The sequence below is a fragment of the Streptomyces sp. NBC_01750 genome (genome assembly GCF_035918095.1).
Classification (GTDB): domain Bacteria; phylum Actinomycetota; class Actinomycetes; order Streptomycetales; family Streptomycetaceae; genus Streptomyces.
Genome location: NZ_CP109137.1, coordinates 3,026,169 through 3,044,738, shown reverse-complemented (window position 1 = coordinate 3,044,738; position 18,570 = coordinate 3,026,169). Strand labels below are relative to the sequence as shown.

Annotated in this window: 18 protein-coding genes and 2 tRNA genes; 16 read left to right on the top strand and 4 right to left on the bottom strand. The window is 70.2% G+C overall.

The window, feature by feature from the left end:
• Positions 1 to 22 precede the first annotated feature (22 nt).
• The 6 genes from OG966_RS13745 to OG966_RS13720 all read left to right on the top strand — a co-directional run bounded on the left by OG966_RS13745 (position 23) and on the right by OG966_RS13720 (position 6,401).
• Positions 23 to 1,078 (top strand): glycosyltransferase family 2 protein, encoded by a 1,056-nt coding sequence (locus OG966_RS13745; protein ID WP_326649878.1) that lies wholly within the window; start codon positions 23 to 25, stop codon positions 1,076 to 1,078.
• 147 nt (positions 1,079 to 1,225) lie between these two features.
• Positions 1,226 to 2,353: a glutamate 5-kinase gene (gene proB / locus OG966_RS13740; RefSeq protein WP_326649877.1), complete on the top strand. Its 1,128-nt coding sequence runs from the start codon at positions 1,226 to 1,228 to the stop codon at positions 2,351 to 2,353.
• 132 nt (positions 2,354 to 2,485) lie between these two features.
• A complete protein-coding gene (locus OG966_RS13735) occupies positions 2,486 to 3,004 on the top strand; it encodes a hypothetical protein (protein WP_326649876.1) in 519 nt (172 codons plus the stop codon).
• Between the two features lie 64 nt (positions 3,005 to 3,068).
• Positions 3,069 to 4,361, top strand: coding sequence for a glutamate-5-semialdehyde dehydrogenase (locus OG966_RS13730; protein ID WP_326649875.1), 1,293 nt, complete (start codon positions 3,069 to 3,071; stop codon positions 4,359 to 4,361).
• A gap of 265 nt (positions 4,362 to 4,626) precedes the next feature.
• Positions 4,627 to 5,235 (top strand): SCO2584 family spore wall biosynthesis protein, encoded by a 609-nt coding sequence (locus OG966_RS13725; protein ID WP_326649873.1) that lies wholly within the window; start codon positions 4,627 to 4,629, stop codon positions 5,233 to 5,235.
• Between the two features lie 89 nt (positions 5,236 to 5,324).
• Positions 5,325 to 6,401 (top strand): SCO2583 family membrane protein, encoded by a 1,077-nt coding sequence (locus OG966_RS13720; protein WP_326649872.1) that lies wholly within the window; start codon positions 5,325 to 5,327, stop codon positions 6,399 to 6,401.
• On the opposite strand, the gene OG966_RS13715 is transcribed toward OG966_RS13720, so the two are convergent.
• A complete protein-coding gene (locus OG966_RS13715) occupies positions 6,386 to 7,519 on the bottom strand; it encodes a M48 family metallopeptidase (protein WP_326649871.1) in 1,134 nt (377 codons plus the stop codon). The two genes, OG966_RS13720 and OG966_RS13715, sit on opposite strands and share 16 nt — an antisense overlap.
• A gap of 110 nt (positions 7,520 to 7,629) precedes the next feature.
• Here OG966_RS13715 and OG966_RS13710 point away from each other — a divergent pair, with 110 nt between their 5' ends.
• The 7 genes from OG966_RS13710 to OG966_RS13680 all read left to right on the top strand — a co-directional run bounded on the left by OG966_RS13710 (position 7,630) and on the right by OG966_RS13680 (position 11,816).
• Positions 7,630 to 7,794 carry a hypothetical protein gene (locus OG966_RS13710; RefSeq protein WP_326649870.1) on the top strand — a complete coding sequence of 55 codons (165 nt, stop codon included), beginning with the start codon at positions 7,630 to 7,632 and terminating at the stop codon, positions 7,792 to 7,794.
• Positions 7,795 to 7,902: 108 nt separating this feature from the next.
• Entirely contained in the window at positions 7,903 to 8,064 is a 162-nt protein-coding gene (locus OG966_RS13705; protein WP_326649869.1) for a hypothetical protein, read from the top strand.
• Positions 8,065 to 8,102: 38 nt separating this feature from the next.
• A complete protein-coding gene (gene nadD, locus OG966_RS13700) occupies positions 8,103 to 8,726 on the top strand; it encodes a nicotinate-nucleotide adenylyltransferase (protein WP_326649868.1) in 624 nt (207 codons plus the stop codon).
• Positions 8,727 to 8,745: 19 nt separating this feature from the next.
• Complete coding sequence (locus OG966_RS13695) at positions 8,746 to 10,452, top strand: LCP family protein (protein WP_326649867.1); 1,707 nt, start codon at positions 8,746 to 8,748, stop codon at positions 10,450 to 10,452.
• A 95-nt stretch (positions 10,453 to 10,547) separates the two neighbouring features.
• A complete protein-coding gene (gene rsfS / locus OG966_RS13690; protein ID WP_326649866.1) occupies positions 10,548 to 10,979 on the top strand; it encodes a ribosome silencing factor in 432 nt (143 codons plus the stop codon).
• On the top strand, positions 10,976 to 11,638 hold the full coding sequence (locus tag OG966_RS13685; protein WP_326655192.1) for a histidine phosphatase family protein: 663 nt from the start codon (positions 10,976 to 10,978) through the stop codon (positions 11,636 to 11,638). The genes rsfS and OG966_RS13685 overlap by 4 nt, the downstream gene beginning before the upstream one ends.
• 105 nt (positions 11,639 to 11,743) lie before the next feature.
• Positions 11,744 to 11,816, top strand: a tRNA-Ala gene (locus OG966_RS13680).
• A 108-nt stretch (positions 11,817 to 11,924) separates the two neighbouring features.
• Here OG966_RS13680 and OG966_RS13675 read toward each other — a convergent pair.
• Positions 11,925 to 12,803 (bottom strand): helix-turn-helix transcriptional regulator, encoded by an 879-nt coding sequence (locus tag OG966_RS13675; RefSeq protein ID WP_326655191.1) that lies wholly within the window; start codon positions 12,801 to 12,803, stop codon positions 11,925 to 11,927.
• Positions 12,804 to 12,914: 111 nt separating this feature from the next.
• On the opposite strand from OG966_RS13675, the gene OG966_RS13670 reads away from it, so the two are divergent.
• The 3 genes from OG966_RS13670 (at position 12,915) to OG966_RS13660 (ending at position 15,065) form a co-directional block, all read left to right on the top strand.
• Entirely contained in the window at positions 12,915 to 14,351 is a 1,437-nt protein-coding gene (locus OG966_RS13670; RefSeq protein ID WP_326649865.1) for an MFS transporter, read from the top strand.
• A 238-nt stretch (positions 14,352 to 14,589) separates the two neighbouring features.
• Entirely contained in the window at positions 14,590 to 14,823 is a 234-nt protein-coding gene (locus OG966_RS13665) for a hypothetical protein (protein WP_147986417.1), read from the top strand.
• A 169-nt stretch (positions 14,824 to 14,992) separates the two neighbouring features.
• Positions 14,993 to 15,065: transfer RNA gene (locus OG966_RS13660), tRNA-Ala, on the top strand.
• A gap of 72 nt (positions 15,066 to 15,137) precedes the next feature.
• Here the strand turns inward: OG966_RS13660 and OG966_RS13655 are convergent.
• Together OG966_RS13655 and OG966_RS13650 are read right to left on the bottom strand one after the other, a co-directional pair.
• Positions 15,138 to 16,736, bottom strand: coding sequence for an NADH-quinone oxidoreductase subunit NuoF family protein (locus OG966_RS13655; protein ID WP_326649864.1), 1,599 nt, complete (start codon positions 16,734 to 16,736; stop codon positions 15,138 to 15,140).
• Positions 16,733 to 18,229 (bottom strand): hypothetical protein, encoded by a 1,497-nt coding sequence (locus tag OG966_RS13650; RefSeq protein ID WP_326649863.1) that lies wholly within the window; start codon positions 18,227 to 18,229, stop codon positions 16,733 to 16,735. The genes OG966_RS13655 and OG966_RS13650 overlap by 4 nt, the downstream gene beginning before the upstream one ends.
• Positions 18,230 to 18,570 lie beyond the last annotated feature (341 nt).

The following is an 18,570-nucleotide window of genomic DNA, read 5'->3' as shown; positions in this document are numbered from 1 at the left end:
GCGTAAGACTGTCGGAGTGTCCATGTGCGATGTCAGCGTGATCATCGGGGCCTATGAGGCCATGCCGTATCTGGTGCGCTGTCTGGAGTCGGTGGAGGCGCAGACCATCGGTGCCGACCGGATCGAGATCGTGGCTGTCGACGACGGCTCCACCGACGGTACGGGGGAGTACCTGGAGAAGTTCGCGGCCGCGAGCAGGATCCGGACGCGGGTATTGCGGCAGGCCAACTCCGGTGGCCCCGGCGGACCGCGCAATGTCGGCCTGTCGCTGGCCCGCGGCCGCTATGTGTTCTTCCTCGACGCGGACGACTACCTCGGCGAAGAGGCACTGGAGCGACTGGTGGCGATGGCCGACCGCGCCGGAACGGATGTGGTGCTCGGCAGGGTCGAGGGCGTCAACCGCAACGCCGCCAAGTCGATGTGGGACCAGAACCTGGAGCACGCCGACATCCATACCTCCAACGTGAAGTTCACACTGAGCGCGCAGAAGCTGTTCCGGCGCGAGCTGCTCGTACGACTGGACATGCGCTTCGACGAGACCATGCGGACCGGCGAGGACGCGCTGTTCACGATGGAGGCGTACCTGCGGGGCAACGGCGTCTCCGTCGTCGCCGACTACACCTGCTACTACCTGGTGGGCCGGGACGACGGCAAACATGTGACCAAGAGCGGGAGTTACACGCTGCGCTTCGACTCGGCGCAGCGGCTGATGGAGCTCATCGCCGCCCACGAACCGCCGGGTGCGCGGCGCGACCAGCTGATGATCAGGCCGTTCGCGGTGACGCTGCTGCCGCAGTTCGGGCCCGTCGTGCTGAGGCAGAGCGAGGAGATCCTGCACCACAAGATGGAGCTGGCCGCGCCCTTGATGGAGGCGTACTGGACGCCGGGAGTGGCGCGGCGGCTGGGCGCCAGGGACCGTCAGCGGCTCACGTGTGTCGCCGAGGGGCGGCCTGATCTGCTCAAGAAGACGCTGCTCGCGCCCGACGCGCCGCGGAAGGTGTCCTTCGCCAGGCGGGTGGTGCGGCGGCTGCGCCGGGAGGTGCGACGGCGGCGGCCCGGGACCCGCACGGCGGCGTAGTGCCGTACTACTCCGCCTCCGCGATGGTGGCGTGGTCGGCGGCCGGCGGCTCTGCCCCTCGGTCCTCGGTCCTCGGCCCTCGGTCGTGCTGTCCAGCGAATGAAATGACCGAGCACCCACCACCTGCCCTGACATAGGTTCGGCCCTGTGACAGTGGCAAGACAACAGGTAACACAGGCCCGCAGGATCGTCGTCAAGGTCGGCTCGTCCTCCCTGACCACAGCCACGGGCGGACTCGACGCCGACCGCGTCGACGCACTCGTCGACGTGCTCGCCAAGGTCCGCAGCGGCGGCGAGAGGGAGATAGTGCTGGTTTCCTCCGGTGCCATCGCCGCGGGCCTCGCACCGCTGGGCCTGGCCCGCCGGCCCAAGGACCTGGCCCGCCAGCAGGCGGCCGCCAGCGTCGGCCAGGGCCTGCTCGTCGCCCGCTACACCGCCTCCTTCGCGCGCTACGGCGTACGCGTCGGCCAGGTGCTCCTCACCACCGACGACACCAGCCGCCGCGCGCACTACCGCAACGCCTACCGCACCCTGGACCAGCTGCTCGCCATGGGCGCCGTCCCCGTCGTCAACGAGAACGACACCGTGGCGACGGACGAGATCCGCTTCGGCGACAACGACCGTCTCGCCGCGCTCGTCGCCCACCTCGTACGCGCCGATCTGCTGGTCCTCCTCTCGGACGTCGACGGGCTGTACGACGGGGACCCCTCCCGGCCCGGCACCTCGCGGATCGAGGAGGTACGCGGCCCGGCCGACATCGCACACGTACAGATCGGCAGCACGGGCAAGGCCGGCGTCGGCACCGGCGGCATGGTCACCAAGGTCGAGGCCGCCAGGATCGCGGCGGCCGCCGGGGTCCCCGTCGTCCTCACTTCCGCCAGCCGCGCCGCCGACGCCCTCGCGGGTCGCGTCACCGGCACGTACTTCCACAGCACCGGACGCCGCTCCGCCGACCGGCTCCTCTGGCTCGCGCACGCCTCCACCCCGCAGGGCGCGCTGATTCTGGACGACGGTGCGGTTCGGGCCGTGGTGCACGGCAAGAAGTCGCTCCTGGCGGCCGGGATCGCCGCGGTCGAGGGCGAATTCAGCGCGGGCGATCCGGTCGAGCTGCGCGACACCGCGGGTCACGCCGTGGCCCGCGGGCTCGTCAACTTCGATGCGAAGGAGATCCCGCAGCTGCTCGGCCGCTCCACCCGGGAGCTGGCGCAGGAACTGGGCCCGGCGTACGAGCGTGAGGTCGTACACAGAGACGATCTGGTCGTCCTCCAACCCTGAAACGGCTGAAAGACCGGTCTTCTCGCAGAGACCTTTACCAAAACCGCCCCGCGTTCCGCCCGGGACTGGTCAACTTTGTTGCGGGGGTATGGCGGGGTACAGCAGGACGACACATGCGACAGGAGGCCGCCGGTGAGACGAGCGCGCCCGGGGGATGTGCCCCGCGGGGCGGGGGGTATCCCTCATGCCCGTAGGGCCGTGGGCGAGGAACGAGCCCTGACCAGCGTCGGAGCGGGCGCCGACTTCGGCGACGCCGAGGAGGATCGGGAGACGGGGGCGGGAACGGACACGTACGGCGAGGGGCATGTGCTGTCCAAGCTGTGGCACATCACGCTCAGCGTCTCCGGCTCCGAAGCCCCGCTGAAGGAGGTCAGGCGCGGCCTTGAGCAGCTCGCGCACGACCATCCCTTCCTGCTGACCAGCCGGTACGCCAACGACCACGCGGAGATCCGCTACTGGGAAGAGGCGCGTGACCTGCACGACGCCGCGGCGGTGGCGCTGCGGTTGTGGGGCGAGCACCGATCGAGCGCCCAGCTGCCGCCGTGGGAGATCGTGGGCCTGGAGGTCATCGACCGCCAGACGTACCACCAGCGCATCGCGGAGGGCTACGGCCCGCCGCCCGCCGCCCCGGTGGGCGTGCACCCCTTCTGAGGCTTCTGTCTCGCAGGGCGGGATACGTGAGGGACGCCCGCGGGGCGCGCACTACCCTGCGGGTATGACGACGTTCTCGCCGCTTTCGCCGTACGACAACCTCTCCCCGGTCGCACGGGCCGCCTACCGGGCCCGTGGCGCTGCCGCCGACATCGCGCCACTGCCGCGGTCGGCCAAGGACGACGCCCTGCTGGCGATCGCGGACGCGCTCGAGGTCCGTACCAGCGAGATCGTCGCGGCCAACGCCGAGGACATCGCGCGCGCCAGGGAGGCCGGCACCAGCGAGTCGATCATCGACCGCCTCACCCTGACCCCGGAGCGGGTACGGGCCATCGCCGCCGACGTACGGGACGTGGCCGCCCTGCCCGACCCGGTCGGCGAGGTGGTGCGTGGCTCGACCCTGCCCAACGGCATCGATCTGCGCCAGGTGCGCGTGCCTCTCGGCGTCGTCGGGATCATCTACGAGGCCCGGCCGAACGTCACCGTGGACGCCGCCGCGCTCTGTTTGAAGTCCGGCAACGCGGTCCTGCTGCGCGGCTCCTCCTCCGCGTACTCCTCCAACACCGCCCTGGTGAAGGTCTTGCGGGACGCCGTCGGCGGCTCCGGTCTGCCGGCCGACGCCGTACAGCTCGTGCCCGGTGAAAGCCGGGAATCCGTACGGGAGTTGATGCGCGCCCGCGGTCTGGTCGACGTACTGATCCCGCGCGGCGGAGCCGCACTGATCCGGACGGTCGTCGAGGAGTCGATCGTCCCGGTCATCGAGACCGGCACCGGCAACTGCCATGTGTACGTGGACGCCGAAACCGACCTCGACATGGCCGTCGACATCCTGATCAACTCCAAGGCGAGCCGGCCGAGCGTCTGCAACTCGGCCGAGACGCTCCTGGTCCACCAGGACATCGCCGCCGACTTCCTGCCGCGCGCCCTGGACGCGCTCGCCGAGGCCGGGGTGACCGTGCACGGCGACGAGCGCGTGCTGGAGTACTCCGACGCCACCAAGGCCACGGTCGTGGCGGCGACGGCCGAGGACTGGGAGACGGAGTACCTCTCGTACGACATCGCCGCCGCCGTCGTGGACTCGCTGGACGCGGCAGTCGCCCACATCCGGCTCTGGTCCTCCGGGCACACCGAGGCGATCGTGACCACGTCGCAGGCCGCCGCCCGCCGTTTCACCCAATTGGTGGATTCCACGACGGTCGCGGTGAACGCGTCCACGCGCTTCACGGACGGGGGCCAGTTCGGATTCGGCGCCGAGATTGGAATCTCCACGCAGAAGCTGCACGCGCGCGGGCCCATGGGCCTGCCGGAGCTGACCTCCACGAAGTACATCGTGACAGGAGACGGTCACACTCGGTAGCCGGTAGCCGGTAGCCGGTAGCCGGTAGCCGGTAGCCGGTAGCCGGTAGCCGGTAGCCGGTAGCCGGTAGCCGGTGGCCGGTGGCCGGTAGCCGGGTGCTGGACGTGGGCCTGGGGGCGCGGCGGCTCCCACGGTGGGTGGTGGGTTGCCTCCGGCGAGCCGGTACCCCGCAGCACGCAGGGTTTCAGGCAGCTGGAGGTCACCAGGGCAGGCAGACTTCGGACTCTGTCTGCCGAAACTGACCGGCCAGGTCTACTCTGAATACGTGCCGGACGACGTGGGGGGCAAGCCGTTCCCGGACGGCTGGGAGCCCGACGACGACCGCGGGGGCGCGGACGAGGACTTCGCCACCGTGGTGTTCGACGAGGACTTCGTACGGGCCGCCGAGATCCATGAACCGACCGCCGTCGAGCGACTCCTGGCCGCCGCGCAGGCGCGTGCCGAGGCCGAGGCCGCACGTGGCGGATACGGCGGTGGAGCGGCCGACGACGAGTTCTACGACGACGGCTACGGCCCAGGCGGCGAATACGGCCGCGAACGCGCGTACGACGACGATGACGAGGCCGCCGACGGCGAGCACGGGCCCTACGGACGGCACGGTGGCGCCCTGCGCCCCTACCGCGGCAGCGCCCGCTGGCACCGCCCGGTGGCCTGGATCCTGGCCTTGCTGATGGGTATCGGGATGGTCGCCCTCGCCTTCACCGCGGTGTACCGAGGGGCCGCCGGCAATCGCCAGGACCGGGTGCCGGCGCCCGCCACGACCGGCGTCGACTCCACACCCTCGAGCGGCTCCGCCACCGGCCGGGTCACAGGACCTTCCGCCTCCGCGGAGTACACGGGGCCGCCGGTTTCCGCCGTTCCACGCACCCCCTGAACAGCCACTGAACGACTGCGTGGGAACTCGTCAGAGTTTGTCGCGCACCAGCGCGTTTATCGTGGCCCTGCCAGACCTACCCTGAAAGTATGGCTGGGCGCGGAGACCCGCCTGAGGGGACACCCGAGGGACTCCCCGGCGGTGGTGAGGACGAGTACCGATCCGTCGTCTTCGACGAATCGTTCGTCCGGGCTGCCCGGCTGCAGGAATTCTCCGCGCAGGAGCGGATGGGCGAGCACGCGCGGGCCGTGCGCAGCCTCCCCGCCTGGGGCCGCAGACGCGGCGCGAGGCAGGTCCTGATGCTCATCCTGCTGGTCGCGATGGCCTTCGGAACCGCGATCTACCTCGGCGTCCGCCACCCCTACGAGGTTCCGCAGGCCAAAGACGCGGCACCGCTGCGCATCACGATGATCCCGCTCTCGCCGCAGGGCCCGGTCCCGGGCGACACCCCCGCCGATCTCTATGCGCACAGCCCCGCCGCGCAGTTCCGCGTCGGCGCGTCGGGCATCACACTTCCCGGCGCCCGGCGCACCAAGAACTTCTCGGAGGACCAGGTACTGACCGCGCTGACCACGGCCAAGGACTACCTCGTCGAGTCCTCGCTCGACCCCGATGTGCTTACCGGCGGTGCAGTGCGGCCCGTGCGGCTGCTGCTCGACCCGGCCCAGCTGGAGCAGTTCGACCAGAGCATCTCCTCCCCGGCCGGCGACGGCCGCCATGCCGCCACCGGCTGGCTGGTGCGCTACGACCCCGCGAAGGTCGCGCTGGCCGACCCCCATGTGCGCGTGCAGGGCACGCTGACCGTCGCCGAGGCGGGGCCCGACGCCCTGGAGGTGACGTCGGACCACACCTTCGCCTATGCCCTGCGGCCGGTCGGTGTGAGCGGCCCACGGGCGAACGAGGCCTCGTTGTTCACCGTCCGCCGTGAACTGCACTTCCGCTTCGACCGCGAGGACCTGCGCCAGCACCGGGTCGAGCTGCTGGTCAGCTATGTCCAGGCCGGACCGCAGGCCTGCTCCGCCGACGCGTCCGGCACCCTGCGCCCGCTGCTCGCCGGCCAGCGGGCGAGTGCGGACGGTCCGGCGGGCACCGATCCGTATGCGACGGGCCAGGCCACCGCGGCGCTCTGCGGGGCGCTGGCGCCCCGGGCTCAGCCCTTGCCCTGACCGCTCTGGCCGCTCTCACCGCTGTCGCCGTCGTTCGCAGGACCGCTGTCCTTGCCGCCGTCGCTCCCGCCGGAGCTCCCACCACTGGCGCTGCTGCCTCCGCCCGTGAACTTGTCCCGTAGCTTGCCGCCCAGGTCGCCCGCGCCGCCGGCTATGTCACCGACCAGCTTTATCAGGGGATCCTTGCTGGTGCGGACCGTGTCGGCGTAGTGCGAGGCGGACTGGCGGAAGGAGTCCGACACCGAGGTGTCACCGTCCTCCGTGCGCCGCGGGTAGTGACCGTCCATGATCCGCTGGTAGTCGCGGCTCGCGGCCCACTTCTTCAGCTCGGCGGCGCGCACCGTGGTGAACGGGTGCGAGCGGGGGAGCAGATTCAGAATCTTCAGCACGGAGTCGCGCAGATCGCCGCCCGCCTCGTACTCCTCGGCCTGCTGCAGGAACGCGTCGACATTCATCTCGTGCAGATGATTGCCCCCGGCGATCTTCATCAGGCCGCGCATCGACGCCTGCAGGTCCTGGCCGACCAGCAGCCCGGCGCGGTCCGCCGAGAGCTCCGACTTGCGGAACCACTCGCGCAGCGCGGTGACGATCGCCATGATCGCGACGTTGCCGAGCGGGATCCAGGCGATCTTCAGCGCCAGACCGGTGAGGAACAGCAGGATCGTGCGGTAGACGGAGTGGCCGGAGAGGGCGTGGCCCACCTCGTGTCCGACGACCGCCCGCATCTCCTCCTCGTCGAGGAGCTCCACCAGGCCGGTGGTGACCACGATGATCGGCTCGTCCAGGCCGATGCACATGGCATTGGGCCGCGGGTCCTGCGTGACGTACATCGCCGGGACCTTCTCCAGATCCAGGATGTAACAGGCGTCCCGCAGCATGCTGTTGAGGTGCATGAACTGCGCGTCGCTCACTCGCACAGAGTCGGAGAGGAAGAGCAGCCGCAGGCTGCGCTCGGGCAGCAGTCCGCTGAGCGCCTTGAAGACGGTGTCGAAGCCGCTGAGCTTGCGCAGGGCGACCAACGCCGAGCGGTCCGCTGGATGTTCGTACGCCCGTGAGGAGATGCCCGGGAAGCGCTTGCGCTGCCTGCTCGGAACACTCTCGTGATTGCTTTCGGCCATCAATGCCCCCTGTTTGCGCGAGTCCCTGCTCGTCCCCCTGACGGCCCCCAGCGTAGGTGCTGGGGCTACGGTGTGGCGGGGGCTGTGGATAACTGAGGAGTACACCCGACATGCCGGAGACCGCCGCACTGCTCGCCGCCGTAACCGAGCAGCAGGGACTGGGCAGCACACTGCGCATCCTGCTGATCGCCTCGATCGCCGGAGCGGCTCTGCTCGCCTGGTTCCTGCTGCGCGGCTACCGAGGAAACGGCAGCGACGAAAACCACAACGACTGAGTCGGCGTGAGCGTGCCCGGGCAGCCCGCATACGATGTGCGCGAAGTCTCTCCGCTCCGATTCCCGAGCTCCGGCTCCCGGACTCCCGATCGATAGGTTCCGCTGACGATGAGCCTCACCAGCACCGCCGCCAACCTGGTCACTCTTGCCGAGGGCGCCGAGCACGGTGGCAACCACCCAAGCCTCAGCCCCTACCTCACCGGTGGCGGCGCGCTCTTCGCGCTGCTCCTGCTGCTGTGGATCACCACGCGCTTCAACCGCGACCGCTGAGTCGGGGCCGGGCCGTCGTGCCAGTAGGCTCTGCACGCATGGGAGAGCAGGAAGTGCCTACCGGTTCCGGTTCCGGGAAGCGCCGAATCGGCGTGATGGGCGGGACGTTCGACCCGATCCACCATGGACACCTGGTGGCCGCCAGTGAGGTGGCCGCCCTGTTCCACCTCGACGAGGTGGTGTTCGTACCGACCGGGCAGCCGTGGCAGAAGAGCCACAAGGCGGTGTCCCCGGCCGAGGACCGCTATCTGATGACGGTCATCGCCACGGCGTCCAACCCGCAGTTCTCGGTGAGCCGCATCGACATCGACCGCGGCGGGCCGACTTACACGAACGATACGCTGCGGGACTTGCGCGCCCTCAACAGCAACGCGGATCTTTTCTTCATCACGGGAGCCGACGCGCTCTCGCAGATCCTCGGCTGGCGGGACGCGGAAGAACTGTTCTCACTCGCCCATTTCATCGGTGTGACCCGTCCGGGTCACGACCTGACGGACGACGGGCTGCCCGAGGGCGGTGTCTCTCTGGTGGAGGTTCCGGCGCTGGCCATCTCGTCGACCGACTGCCGGGCTAGGGTCGCCAACGGGGACCCGGTCTGGTACCTGGTGCCGGACGGTGTGGTGCGCTACATCGACAAGCGCCAGTTGTACCGCGGCGAGTGAGCCACGGAGAGGGGCACCGGTGAACGACCAGCAGAATCCGTACGACCCGTACTACCAGCAGCCGCAGATCATCGGCTACGACGAGTACGGACAGCCGGTGTATCAGCAGCCCCAGCAGTACGACCCCTACGCGCAGCAGCAGCCCCAGCACCCTCAGCAACCGCAGGCTCCCGAGCAGGGCCAGGGGCAGGGGTACGGCTACGACCCGTACGCGCAGCAGCAACCGCAGGCCGGGCAGTCCCGGCAGTACGACTCGTACTACCAGCAGCCGCAGTCCCCCGGGCAGGGCCAGGACCAGGGATACGGCTACGACGGGTATGGCTATGACACGGGCACGCAGCCCGCGGCGGTCGACACCACCCAGCAGTGGAACATCCCGCAGCAGCAGGGTCCGGCCGAGCCGCGGACGCAGCCGCAGGCGCCCGAACCGGCCGCCGTGCCGGAGCAGCGCCGCCCCGCCGCCGACCGCGACTACCGGACCGAGCAGTTCTCCTTCATCGAGGAGCCCGACGAGGACTCCGAAGACGTCATCGACTGGCTGAAGTTCACCGAGAGCCGCTCCGAGCGGCGCGAGGAGGCCAAGCGCCGCGGCCGCAACCGCGTTGTCGCGCTCGTCGTCGCGCTGGCGCTGGTCGTGGTGGGCGGCGTTGGCTACCTCTGGTACGCGGGCAAGTTGCCCGGCCTGTCGGACGCGGACAAGAAGAGCAGCACGGCGACCGGACCGCAGAAGCGGGACGTGATCGTGGTGCATCTGCACAACACCAAGAAGAAGGGCACCTCCACCGCCCTCCTCGTCGACAACGCCACCACCAAGCAGGGCACCACCGTCCTGCTTCCCAACTCGCTCGCCGTCGCCAACGACGACGGCACCGCCACCACGCTCGGCAAGTCCGTCGAGGACGACGGCTCGACGGGTACCCGTGAGGCGGTCGGCACCCTCCTCGGCGCCAAGATCACCGGCACCTGGCGGCTCGACACCCCGTTCCTGGAGAATCTGGTCGAGCTGGTCGGCACCATCGACCTGACCACGGACACCGAGGTGCCCGGCGCGAAGAAGGGCGAGGCGCCGCTGGTGAAGAAGGGCGAGAACCAGACCCTGAACGGGCGGATGGCCGTCGCGTACGCCACCTACCTCGGGCCCGGCGAGGCCGAGGCGAAGCAGCTGCAGCGCTTCGGCCAGGTCATGCAGGGTGTCCTGCGGAAGTTCCCCGACGACCCGAAGGCGGCGACCGTCACCGTCGAGACGCTGGCGCAGATCCTCGACCCGTCACTGCGCGAGAGCGACCTGGGCGCCTCGCTGGCGAAGCTCGCCGAGCACGCAAAGGGCGGCGACTACAAAACAGCAGTGCTTCCGGTCCAGCAGGACGGCACGCTCACCGAACAGACCGCCAACAGTGTCGTCAAGGACGTCCTGGGCGGCACGGTCACCGCACCGGAGAAGGGCGCGGCCATCCGCGTGGGCGTCAAGAACGCCACCGGGACCACGGCGGCCACCGAATTCGCCCGGATCGCCCTGGTCAACGGCGGCTACGCCGTCCTCGACGGCGGCAAGGCCGCCGACACCGTCACGTCGTCGCAGGTCACCTACGGAGACGCGGCGCAGAAGGCAAAGGCGGTCGAGGTCGCCAAGACCCTGGGTCTGCCGGTGAGCGCGGTCCAGAAGGGCAAAACCGTCACCAACGCCGATGTCTCGGTCGTCCTCGGCAAGGACTTCAAGCTCCAATGACGGGCGAACCATCAGGTCCGAAATAAACGCGTCATGGGCCGTCGGCGGTCCGTGAGACCCTTGAAGGGTTCCCGACCGCCGACGAAAGCCTGCTTGTGACCGCCACGGATCGCTCCATCGAGCTCGTCAACGCTGCCGCCCAGGCAGCCGCCGACCGGCTCGCGCACGACATCATCGCGTACGACGTCAGCGATGTGCTGTCGATCACCGACGCCTTCCTGCTCGCCTCCGCGCCCAACGACCGCCAGGTCAAGTCGATCGTCGACGAGATCGAGGAGCGGCTGAACAAGGAGCTCGGCGCCAAGCCGGTGCGCCGCGAGGGCGACCGCGACGCCCGCTGGATCCTCCTCGACTACGTCGACATCGTCGTGCACGTCCAGCACAGCGAGGAGCGCGTCTTCTACGCCCTGGAGCGGCTGTGGAAGGACTGCCCCGAGCTGCCTCTCCCCGAGGACGCCCTGAAGACCCGCGGCAAGGCCGAGGAGCACGCGAAGCTCGCCGGTGACCCGGACGGTGAGCTGAGCTGAGCGGAAAAGACACCAGCGAGCGCGCCACGGGACGCCGCGTCGTCCTGTGGCGGCACGGCCAGACCGCCTGGAACCTGGAGCGCCGCTTCCAGGGCTCCACGGACATCGCGCTGACCGGGACCGGCGTGGCCCAGGCGCGCCGCTCCGCGCGGCTCCTCGCCTCGCTGAGGCCTGACGTGATCATCGCCTCCGACCTCAAGCGGGCGGCGGCCACGGCCGGCGAGCTGGCCGAGCTCACCGGGCTCGACATCTCGTACGACGCCGCCCTGCGCGAGACCTACGCCGGTGCCTGGCAGGGGCTGACGCACGACGAGATCGTCGCGCGGTACGGCGAGCAGTACGCCGCATGGAAGCGCGGCGAGCCCGTGCGCCGCGGTGGCGGTGAGCTCGAGACCGAGGTCGCCGACCGGGCCGCTCCCGTGGTGCTGCACCACGCCGAGAAGCTCCCCGAGGACGGCACGCTCGTCGTGGTCAGCCACGGCGGCACGATCCGCACCACGATCGGTCGGCTGCTGGGCCTGGAGTCCCACCACTGGGAGAGCCTCGGCGGACTTTCCAACTGCTGCTGGTCGGTGCTCGGCGAGGGCGCGCGTGGCTGGCGGCTCCTTGAGCACAACGCCGGCACGCTGCCGGAACCGGTCCTCGGCGACGACGACTGAGCCGGGCCGGACCGGGCGTCCGGCCCCGCACCCCCGGATTTCACTTTCCGGCAGGTCGCAGGCTAAAGTTCTTCTTGTTCGCAGCGCGGAGCGCGAAGAACACGCGGGGCTATAGCTCAGTTGGTAGAGCGCCTGCATGGCATGCAGGAGGTCAGGAGTTCAATTCTCCTTAGCTCCACAATCCGGATCCCGCCTTCGTCAGAAGGCGGGATTTCGCATTTCCATGCGCCGGTTTTCCGGGCGGCCTCCGGCCCGTCCCGGTCCCGGTCCTGGTCCCGACCGTGTCTCAGTCCCGCAGCTCACGCAGCGCGCCCATCCGGCGGCTGCTCTCCTCGTCGTTCGGGCTGTAGGCGACGATCCGGCATTCCGGCATTCCGTTGATCGACAGCGATACCGAGGTCATCCGCACCTCGCCGACGGCGGCATGCCGGAAGACCTTCACCCGCGGCCCCGGCGGGACTACATTCCCGCTCTCCCACAGCTCGGCGAAGTACTCACTCGCCGACGAGAGCCGGTGGACGAACAACTCCCAGGCCGGCTCACCCACATGACGCCCGTACGCACCGCGCAGCTGCGCCACCATCAGCGGCAGCTCCGCCTCCCGGAAGACCAGTGGGCAGGACGGCTCGGGCACCGTGAAGAGCGTCCACAGCACATTGCGTATGCCGAAGTGCTCCGGGCGTGAGAGCGCGAACAGCTCGCGGTAGGCGGGGTTGGTGGCCAGGACGTCGTACCGCGCGTTGTAGACCACGGCTGGACGCGGGTCGAGGGCGTCGATAATGCCCTGGATCTCCGGGCCGACGTGCTCCGCGGCCGCCTGCCGGTGGTCGGTTGCGTAGGGCACCTCCGCCAGGTGGTACAGATGCTCCCGCTCGGGCTGGTCGAGCCGGAGCGTACGCGCCACGGCGTCCAGGACCTGTGCCGAGGCATTGATCGGGCGGCCCTGCTCCAGCCACGTGTACCAGGTGACACCCACGCCGGAGAGCTGGGCGACCTCCTCGCGGCGCAGCCCCGGCGTACGACGGCGCAGGCCGGGCGGCATACCCACATCGGCGGGTGTCACCCGCGCCCGGCGGCTGCGCAGAAACGCGGCCAGCTCGGGTCTGCGGCGATGATGGTTCGCGTGGTTCGCCGCCGCGCCTGCGGTGTTCGTCGTCGCGGTCATCGTGGTCACACCCCCATGGTCGAGGCAGTGGCCCGTCCTTGCCAGGTGCTGTCAGTACCAGCATCGGCGGGCTCTCGTTACCCGTACCGGAACGCCGTCAGGCTCGAAGCCATGACGACGACCTCTGCGGAAACCCCACTGCTCAGTAAAGCCCCCGGCACTGACAACGGACCACGACTGCTGCTCGCGATCGTGCTCGCCGCGCAGTTCATGGCGCTCCTCGACACCTTCATCGTCAATGTCGCCGCCCCCACCATCCGTGGCGAACTCGGTGCGTCCGGAGCGGGGTTGCAGCTGGTCATCGCCGGTTACACCATTTCGTACGCCGTCCTGCTGATCACCGGCGCCCGGCTCGGCGATCTGCTCGGACACCGACGGGCCTACCTGGGCGGTCTGTTGCTCTTCACCGCCGCCTCGCTCGCCTGCGGACTCGCGGCGGGCACCGGCCAGTTGATCGCCTTCCGGCTGGTCCAGGGTGCGGGCGCGGCGCTTCTGATACCGCAGGTACTCAGCCTGATCCAGCGGCACTTCACCGGCGAGGGGCGCGTGCGGGCGCTCGGCGCCTACTCCGCGGTCCTCGCCACCGGGGCCGCCGCCGGGCAGGTCGTGGGCGGTGTGCTGGTCAGCGCGGACCTCTTCGGTGCGAGCTGGCGCCCGATCTTTCTGGTGAACGTCCCGATCGGTCTCGCTCTGCTGGTGCTGGGTGCGCGGGTGCTGCCGAAGGACCGGCGCGAGGAGCCCGAGCGCGGTCGCGGACTCGATCTGCCCGGCCTGGTGCTGCTCGCCGCCGCGGTGTCGCTGTTCACCGTGCCGCTGGTGCTCGGGCAGGAGCAGGACTGGCCCGCCTGGTCGTGGCTCTCGATTGCGGCGTCGGCGGTGTTCTTCGGCCTTTTTCTGGCGTACGAGTCGGGGCTGGCCCGACGCGGCGGCGCCCCGCTGATCGCGCCGCGTGTGATGGGTATCCCGGGTATGGGCCGTGCGGTGTTGCGGATCACTCTGGTGATGGCGGTGAACGCGGGCTTCCTCTTCACGCTCACCCTTCATGTCCAGGGCGGTCTCGGCCACAGTGCGGTGCGCGCCGGGCTGATGTTCGCGCCGACCGCCCTGGTCTTCGGAGCGATCGGGCTGACCTGGCGGCGCTGGTCCGCCGGCCTGCAAAAGGTTCTGGTCCCGGGCGGGTTCGTACTGACCGGTCTGGCGTCCGCCGCGGTAGGCGTGGTGCTGCGCGACGGTGGCGACGGCGGCCCGTGGCTGTATCTCGCATTCGTGGCCGTGGGCGCCGGTCTCGCGCTCGCCTACAGCCCCACGCTGACCGGCGCGCTGGCGACCGTACGCCAGGAGGACGCGGCCGATGCCAGCGGTCTGCTCGTGACCGTCACCCAGCTCGGCCAGGTGATCGGCGTCGCCGCATTCGGCACACTCTTCCTGAATCGGCAGACAGTTCCCGGGGCGCAGGGGTCCGCCCATGCGCTGTGGGTGAGTGCGCTGGCGCTCGCAGCCGCGTCGATCTTTGGCGCGGTGGCCGGTCTCGTACCCAAACGCCGCTGACCCGCTTGCGTGGTCATGGCAGAATCGGACGGCCGGAGGGGACACCGGCCAGGACGGGAGGGAGAGCACGATGTCCGCCAGCGCGAGCGAGGAGGCCGATGACCTGCTTGCAGCGGCGGAGGTACGTGCTCGTCTCAGCTGCCCGTCCTGCGGATCAGCGCATGTCGCCCAAGTCCTCGGCGACAATGGCGGGGTTTCCTACGTGTGCACGGCCTGCGGCCACAGCTGGAGCTGAGTGATGGGTGCACACAGGCGGAAATGCGACTGGTGCGGCGGTGGTACGCCGATCGTCCGGGATATGGATCCGGTCAATCCCGAGTACCAGTACTGGTGCGAGGAGTGCGCGCGGGCGCTGATCATAAAAGGCGACCCCATCGAGACCTACCGCGAACTCGAGGGGGAGCCGATCTACGGCCGTCTGCTCGACGAGCACTGCACGTTGAAGCGGTTCTATTCGTTCGCCACAGCATGAGAGACACGGCTGCGGCTGTGAGTTTCGTCGCAGTCGCGGTCACGGCCGCAGCCGCCGACCACCGGGCTTGTCCGCACGGACCGGAAACGATTTGGCGATGGACCCGGGGGACCGTTAATGTTGTCGACGTCGCCGCGGGGGAAACCTTGATCAAGGCGGCACATCGCAAGGGGCTATAGCTCAGTTGGTAGAGCGCCTGCATGGCATGCAGGAGGTCAGGAGTTCAATTCTCCTTAGCTCCACAGAAGCAGTACAGAGCGGTAAGCACGAAGAAGCGGGCCACCCGGATCGGGTGGCCCGCTTCTTCATGTCCGTCAACCCCGGCCGCTGCCAAGGGCCTTGCGGTTGCTGCTGGGCAGCTCCCGACGGCCCGAGGGCGCGGGGCCGCCCCGCTCGGACGGCATCTGTTCGATACGCATCGCCAGTGCGGGGCAGCGGCGCACGGCGCGCTGTGTGGCTCCCTTGAGGTGCATGGGGACGACCGCGTCGGCCACCGACGGGAAGCCGTCGGGGTTCAGCCTGATCAGCTCCGGGATGATGTCGGCGCAGAGCCCGTGGCCCTGGCAGAGCGTCCAGTCGATGAAGACCTTCTCACCGCTCGGAATCGACTCTTCCGCCTCCTCGTAACCGGGCAGCGGCAGCGGCAGCACGCCGGTCGTCTCGCGTCCGCAGCCGCCGTGGAGCACATGGGCGGCGAGGTCGTCCGTGAAGGCGGACAGGGTCGAGGCGAAGAAGCGCGCCGAGCCGTCGGGGTGCTTGCACGCCCCCCGGCCCTTCACGGCCTGGGTCACCTCGCGCAGCGCCTCCAGGGCGGCCGGGCCGCCGCCGTTCATGACGTCGGACAGGCCGCCGGCCGCCGCGGGCAGGCCGAGCTTGCAGGGACCGCACTGGCCGGCCGTCTCGGCGGCGAGCCAGTTGGCCACCCGCAGCGCCTCGCCCAGCGGGCAGGTCTCGGGGCCGATCGGCAGGATCGCGCCGGCCCCCAGCGCGCCGCCCAGGGAGGCCAGCGATTCGCGCGAGACGAGCGCTTCGTTGACGGCCATCGCGTCGATCCAGTTGCCGTGGTAGCCGCCGGTGAGCACGCCCTGGGGGAGCGGCGGGGCGCCCGCGAGCTGCAGTACGTACCGCAGCGGCACGCCCGTGGGCACCTCGACGACCATCGGGCGCGCGACCGCCCCGGAGATCGTCAGCATGACGGTGCCGGGCTCGGTCTCCAGGCCGGTATGGCTGTAGCGGCGGGCGCCGATACGGGCGCCGATGGCGAGCTGCGCGAATGTCTCGGCGTTGGACAGCAGGGTCGGGGCACCGCCGACGCCGGTGTCGGAAGCGCGCTCACGGCGGCCGGGCGGCAGCGCGGGGCCGCCGTTCACGGCCCGGATGACGGAGGAGGCCTCGCCGGAGACCATGCGCTCGGGGGTGCGTACGACCCGCGCGCGCAGCTGCTGCCCGCGCCGGTCGGAGAGTCCGCGCTCGGCCAGGGCGGCGCGGATGGAGACCTCAGTCGAGTTGCGGGTGACCGCGATGACCAGCGTGCGCGCACCGAGCGCTTCGGCGGCGATCAGGGCGCCGTCCAGGATCAGATGGGGCGCGCGGTTGAGCAGCACGGTGTCCTTGCGGCAGGCGGGCTCGCCCTCGCTGCCGTTCACCACGACGACGGGCCGTACCCCGCGTCTGATGGCGGACTTGGCGACGGCGCGGAGCTTCTGTCCGAAGGGGAAGCCTGCGCCGCCACGGCCACGCAGGGATATGTCGTCGGCGAGCTGCGCGAGCCGCTCGCCGGTCATCGGTTCGAGCGGGCCGTGCACCTTGAGATGCATGGGGAGGTCGAGTCGCTCGACAAGGTCGAACCCTTGCGTCAGCTGGGGAAGGCCGACGACGCGAACCTCGGGGACATCGGGGAGGGGGGTGTTCACGGTCGATCTCCTGCGGGCGCGTGCCAGGGTTCCCCGGCCGGGGGCGGGAAGAGGGGCCCGGGCATTTGCGCTGTGTCGTCGTACGTCCTGGCGTTGCTGGTGTCGTACAGGGAGGAAGGTGCTTCGTACGGGGAGGAGGGGTCGTAGGCGGGCGGGGTGTCGTACGCGGGAGGGGGCTCGTACGGGGGGGTGTCGTACGAGGGGGTGTCGTACGAGGGGGAAGCGTCGAAGGAGGAAGGCGCCGCGTACCCGAGAGGGGTGTCGTAGGCGGGAGCTGGTTCGTACGCCGGGGGCGCGTACGCGGGAGGAGGCTCGTACGCGGGCGGAATCGGCGGCGCGGACGGGACTGCCTGCGCGGGCGGCGGCGGCGAGGGGGTCGGCCACTGGCCCGGCATCGGTCCCGAGTCCGAGACGACGGGGATCTCCTCGGTCATCGGCACGCGTTCGGCCAGCGGGGCCGTCTCGGGGGCGAGGGAGACCGCGCGGTAGGCGGCGGAGATGCCGGGGCCAGGTCCGGTGCCACTGCTGACGGTCGGTTCCGGCTCCGGTGGCATCGGTACCTCGTACAACTGCGGCGCGGGGGCTTCGAGCCGCCGGGGCTGCGTGCGCGGCTGGCCGAGGGGAGGCTGGCGCTGGAAGTCCTGCTCGTACGCGCGCTGCGACGGGATGCCGTTCATCGCGCCCCGGCCGTTCATCTCGTTCAGGCCGGCCGGTCCGGTCAGGCCCGTGGCACCGGGGAGTGGCGATGAGGCGAGATCGCGCTGCAGCCGCTCGTCGGCCGCGGACCTGTCGGAGCCCGAGCCGATCAGTGAAAGGATCTTGTCGGCGATACGCCGCTTCACCGGCTGCGGCAGCATCCGAAGGGACACGGCTGCGGCGACGCCGGTGAGTGACAGGCAGTACATCGTCACGACCCAGGTCGCGGCCGGCCGGCCGGTGTACAGACCGTGCACCAGCGCGGAGCACCAGGCCGGGTAGGCCAGCATGTGCAGCGGCCGCCAGCGGCCCGCGACGCGGATGTTGGTGGCCAGGGCGCTGCGCAGTGCACCCGTAGTGGCGGCGACCACCATGAGGAAGCCGGCCAGCGAGCCGAAGCCGATCAGGCCGGACGTACCGGTGACGCCGAGTCCGAACGGGACGAGAGCGCCGAGCAGTTCCACATGCCCCAGCGAGACCTTCACGGTGGCGTGCAGCAGCAGGAAGCCGAGCGAGGCGACCGCGGTGGACCGGTGGATGGCCTGGGAGAGGAGGCGGTGGCGCGTGGACAGCAGCAGCCGGTCGGTGGCGATGAGCCCCCACGCGACGGAAGCGGTCAAGGACACCAGGGACAGAACCCCGGTGGTGAAGTCGAGCGTGGCGCGAAAACTGTCGCTCCCGCCGATGGCGAGCACGGGTATGAGGACGAACGCCGCGACGGTCAGCCCGCCTTGCACCGGGCGGCTCAGTCCGGGGCTCGGTGCGGGTGACGAACGACTCTTGCGATGAGGCTTCATGGGGCGACTCCGAATGGTGCGGGAAATACGGTCCCGTTGATGCATGCTAGGTCCACCCATACCGGACGGTACGAGGTTTCGGTGTTTAGAGAGCGGCACCACAGACAACTGACTCTGGGGTTGCCCTGGATAGGGGCGATACGCGGAGTAACTTGAGTGGCCCTGAGGCATGAGCCGACGAGTTCAGGTGTGCGCTGGAGTGTGCGCGGGGGGTCGCTCGGGCGTGCGCCGGGGGCGTGCGGTAGCACACGAGGGCTCGGTGCGGGTCCGTCGCGGCGGGGCGGCCGGAGCCTTCGGGTGCCGTCGAGGTCCGCCGGCGGTCCCTTCGGCGTCCCCTCGGG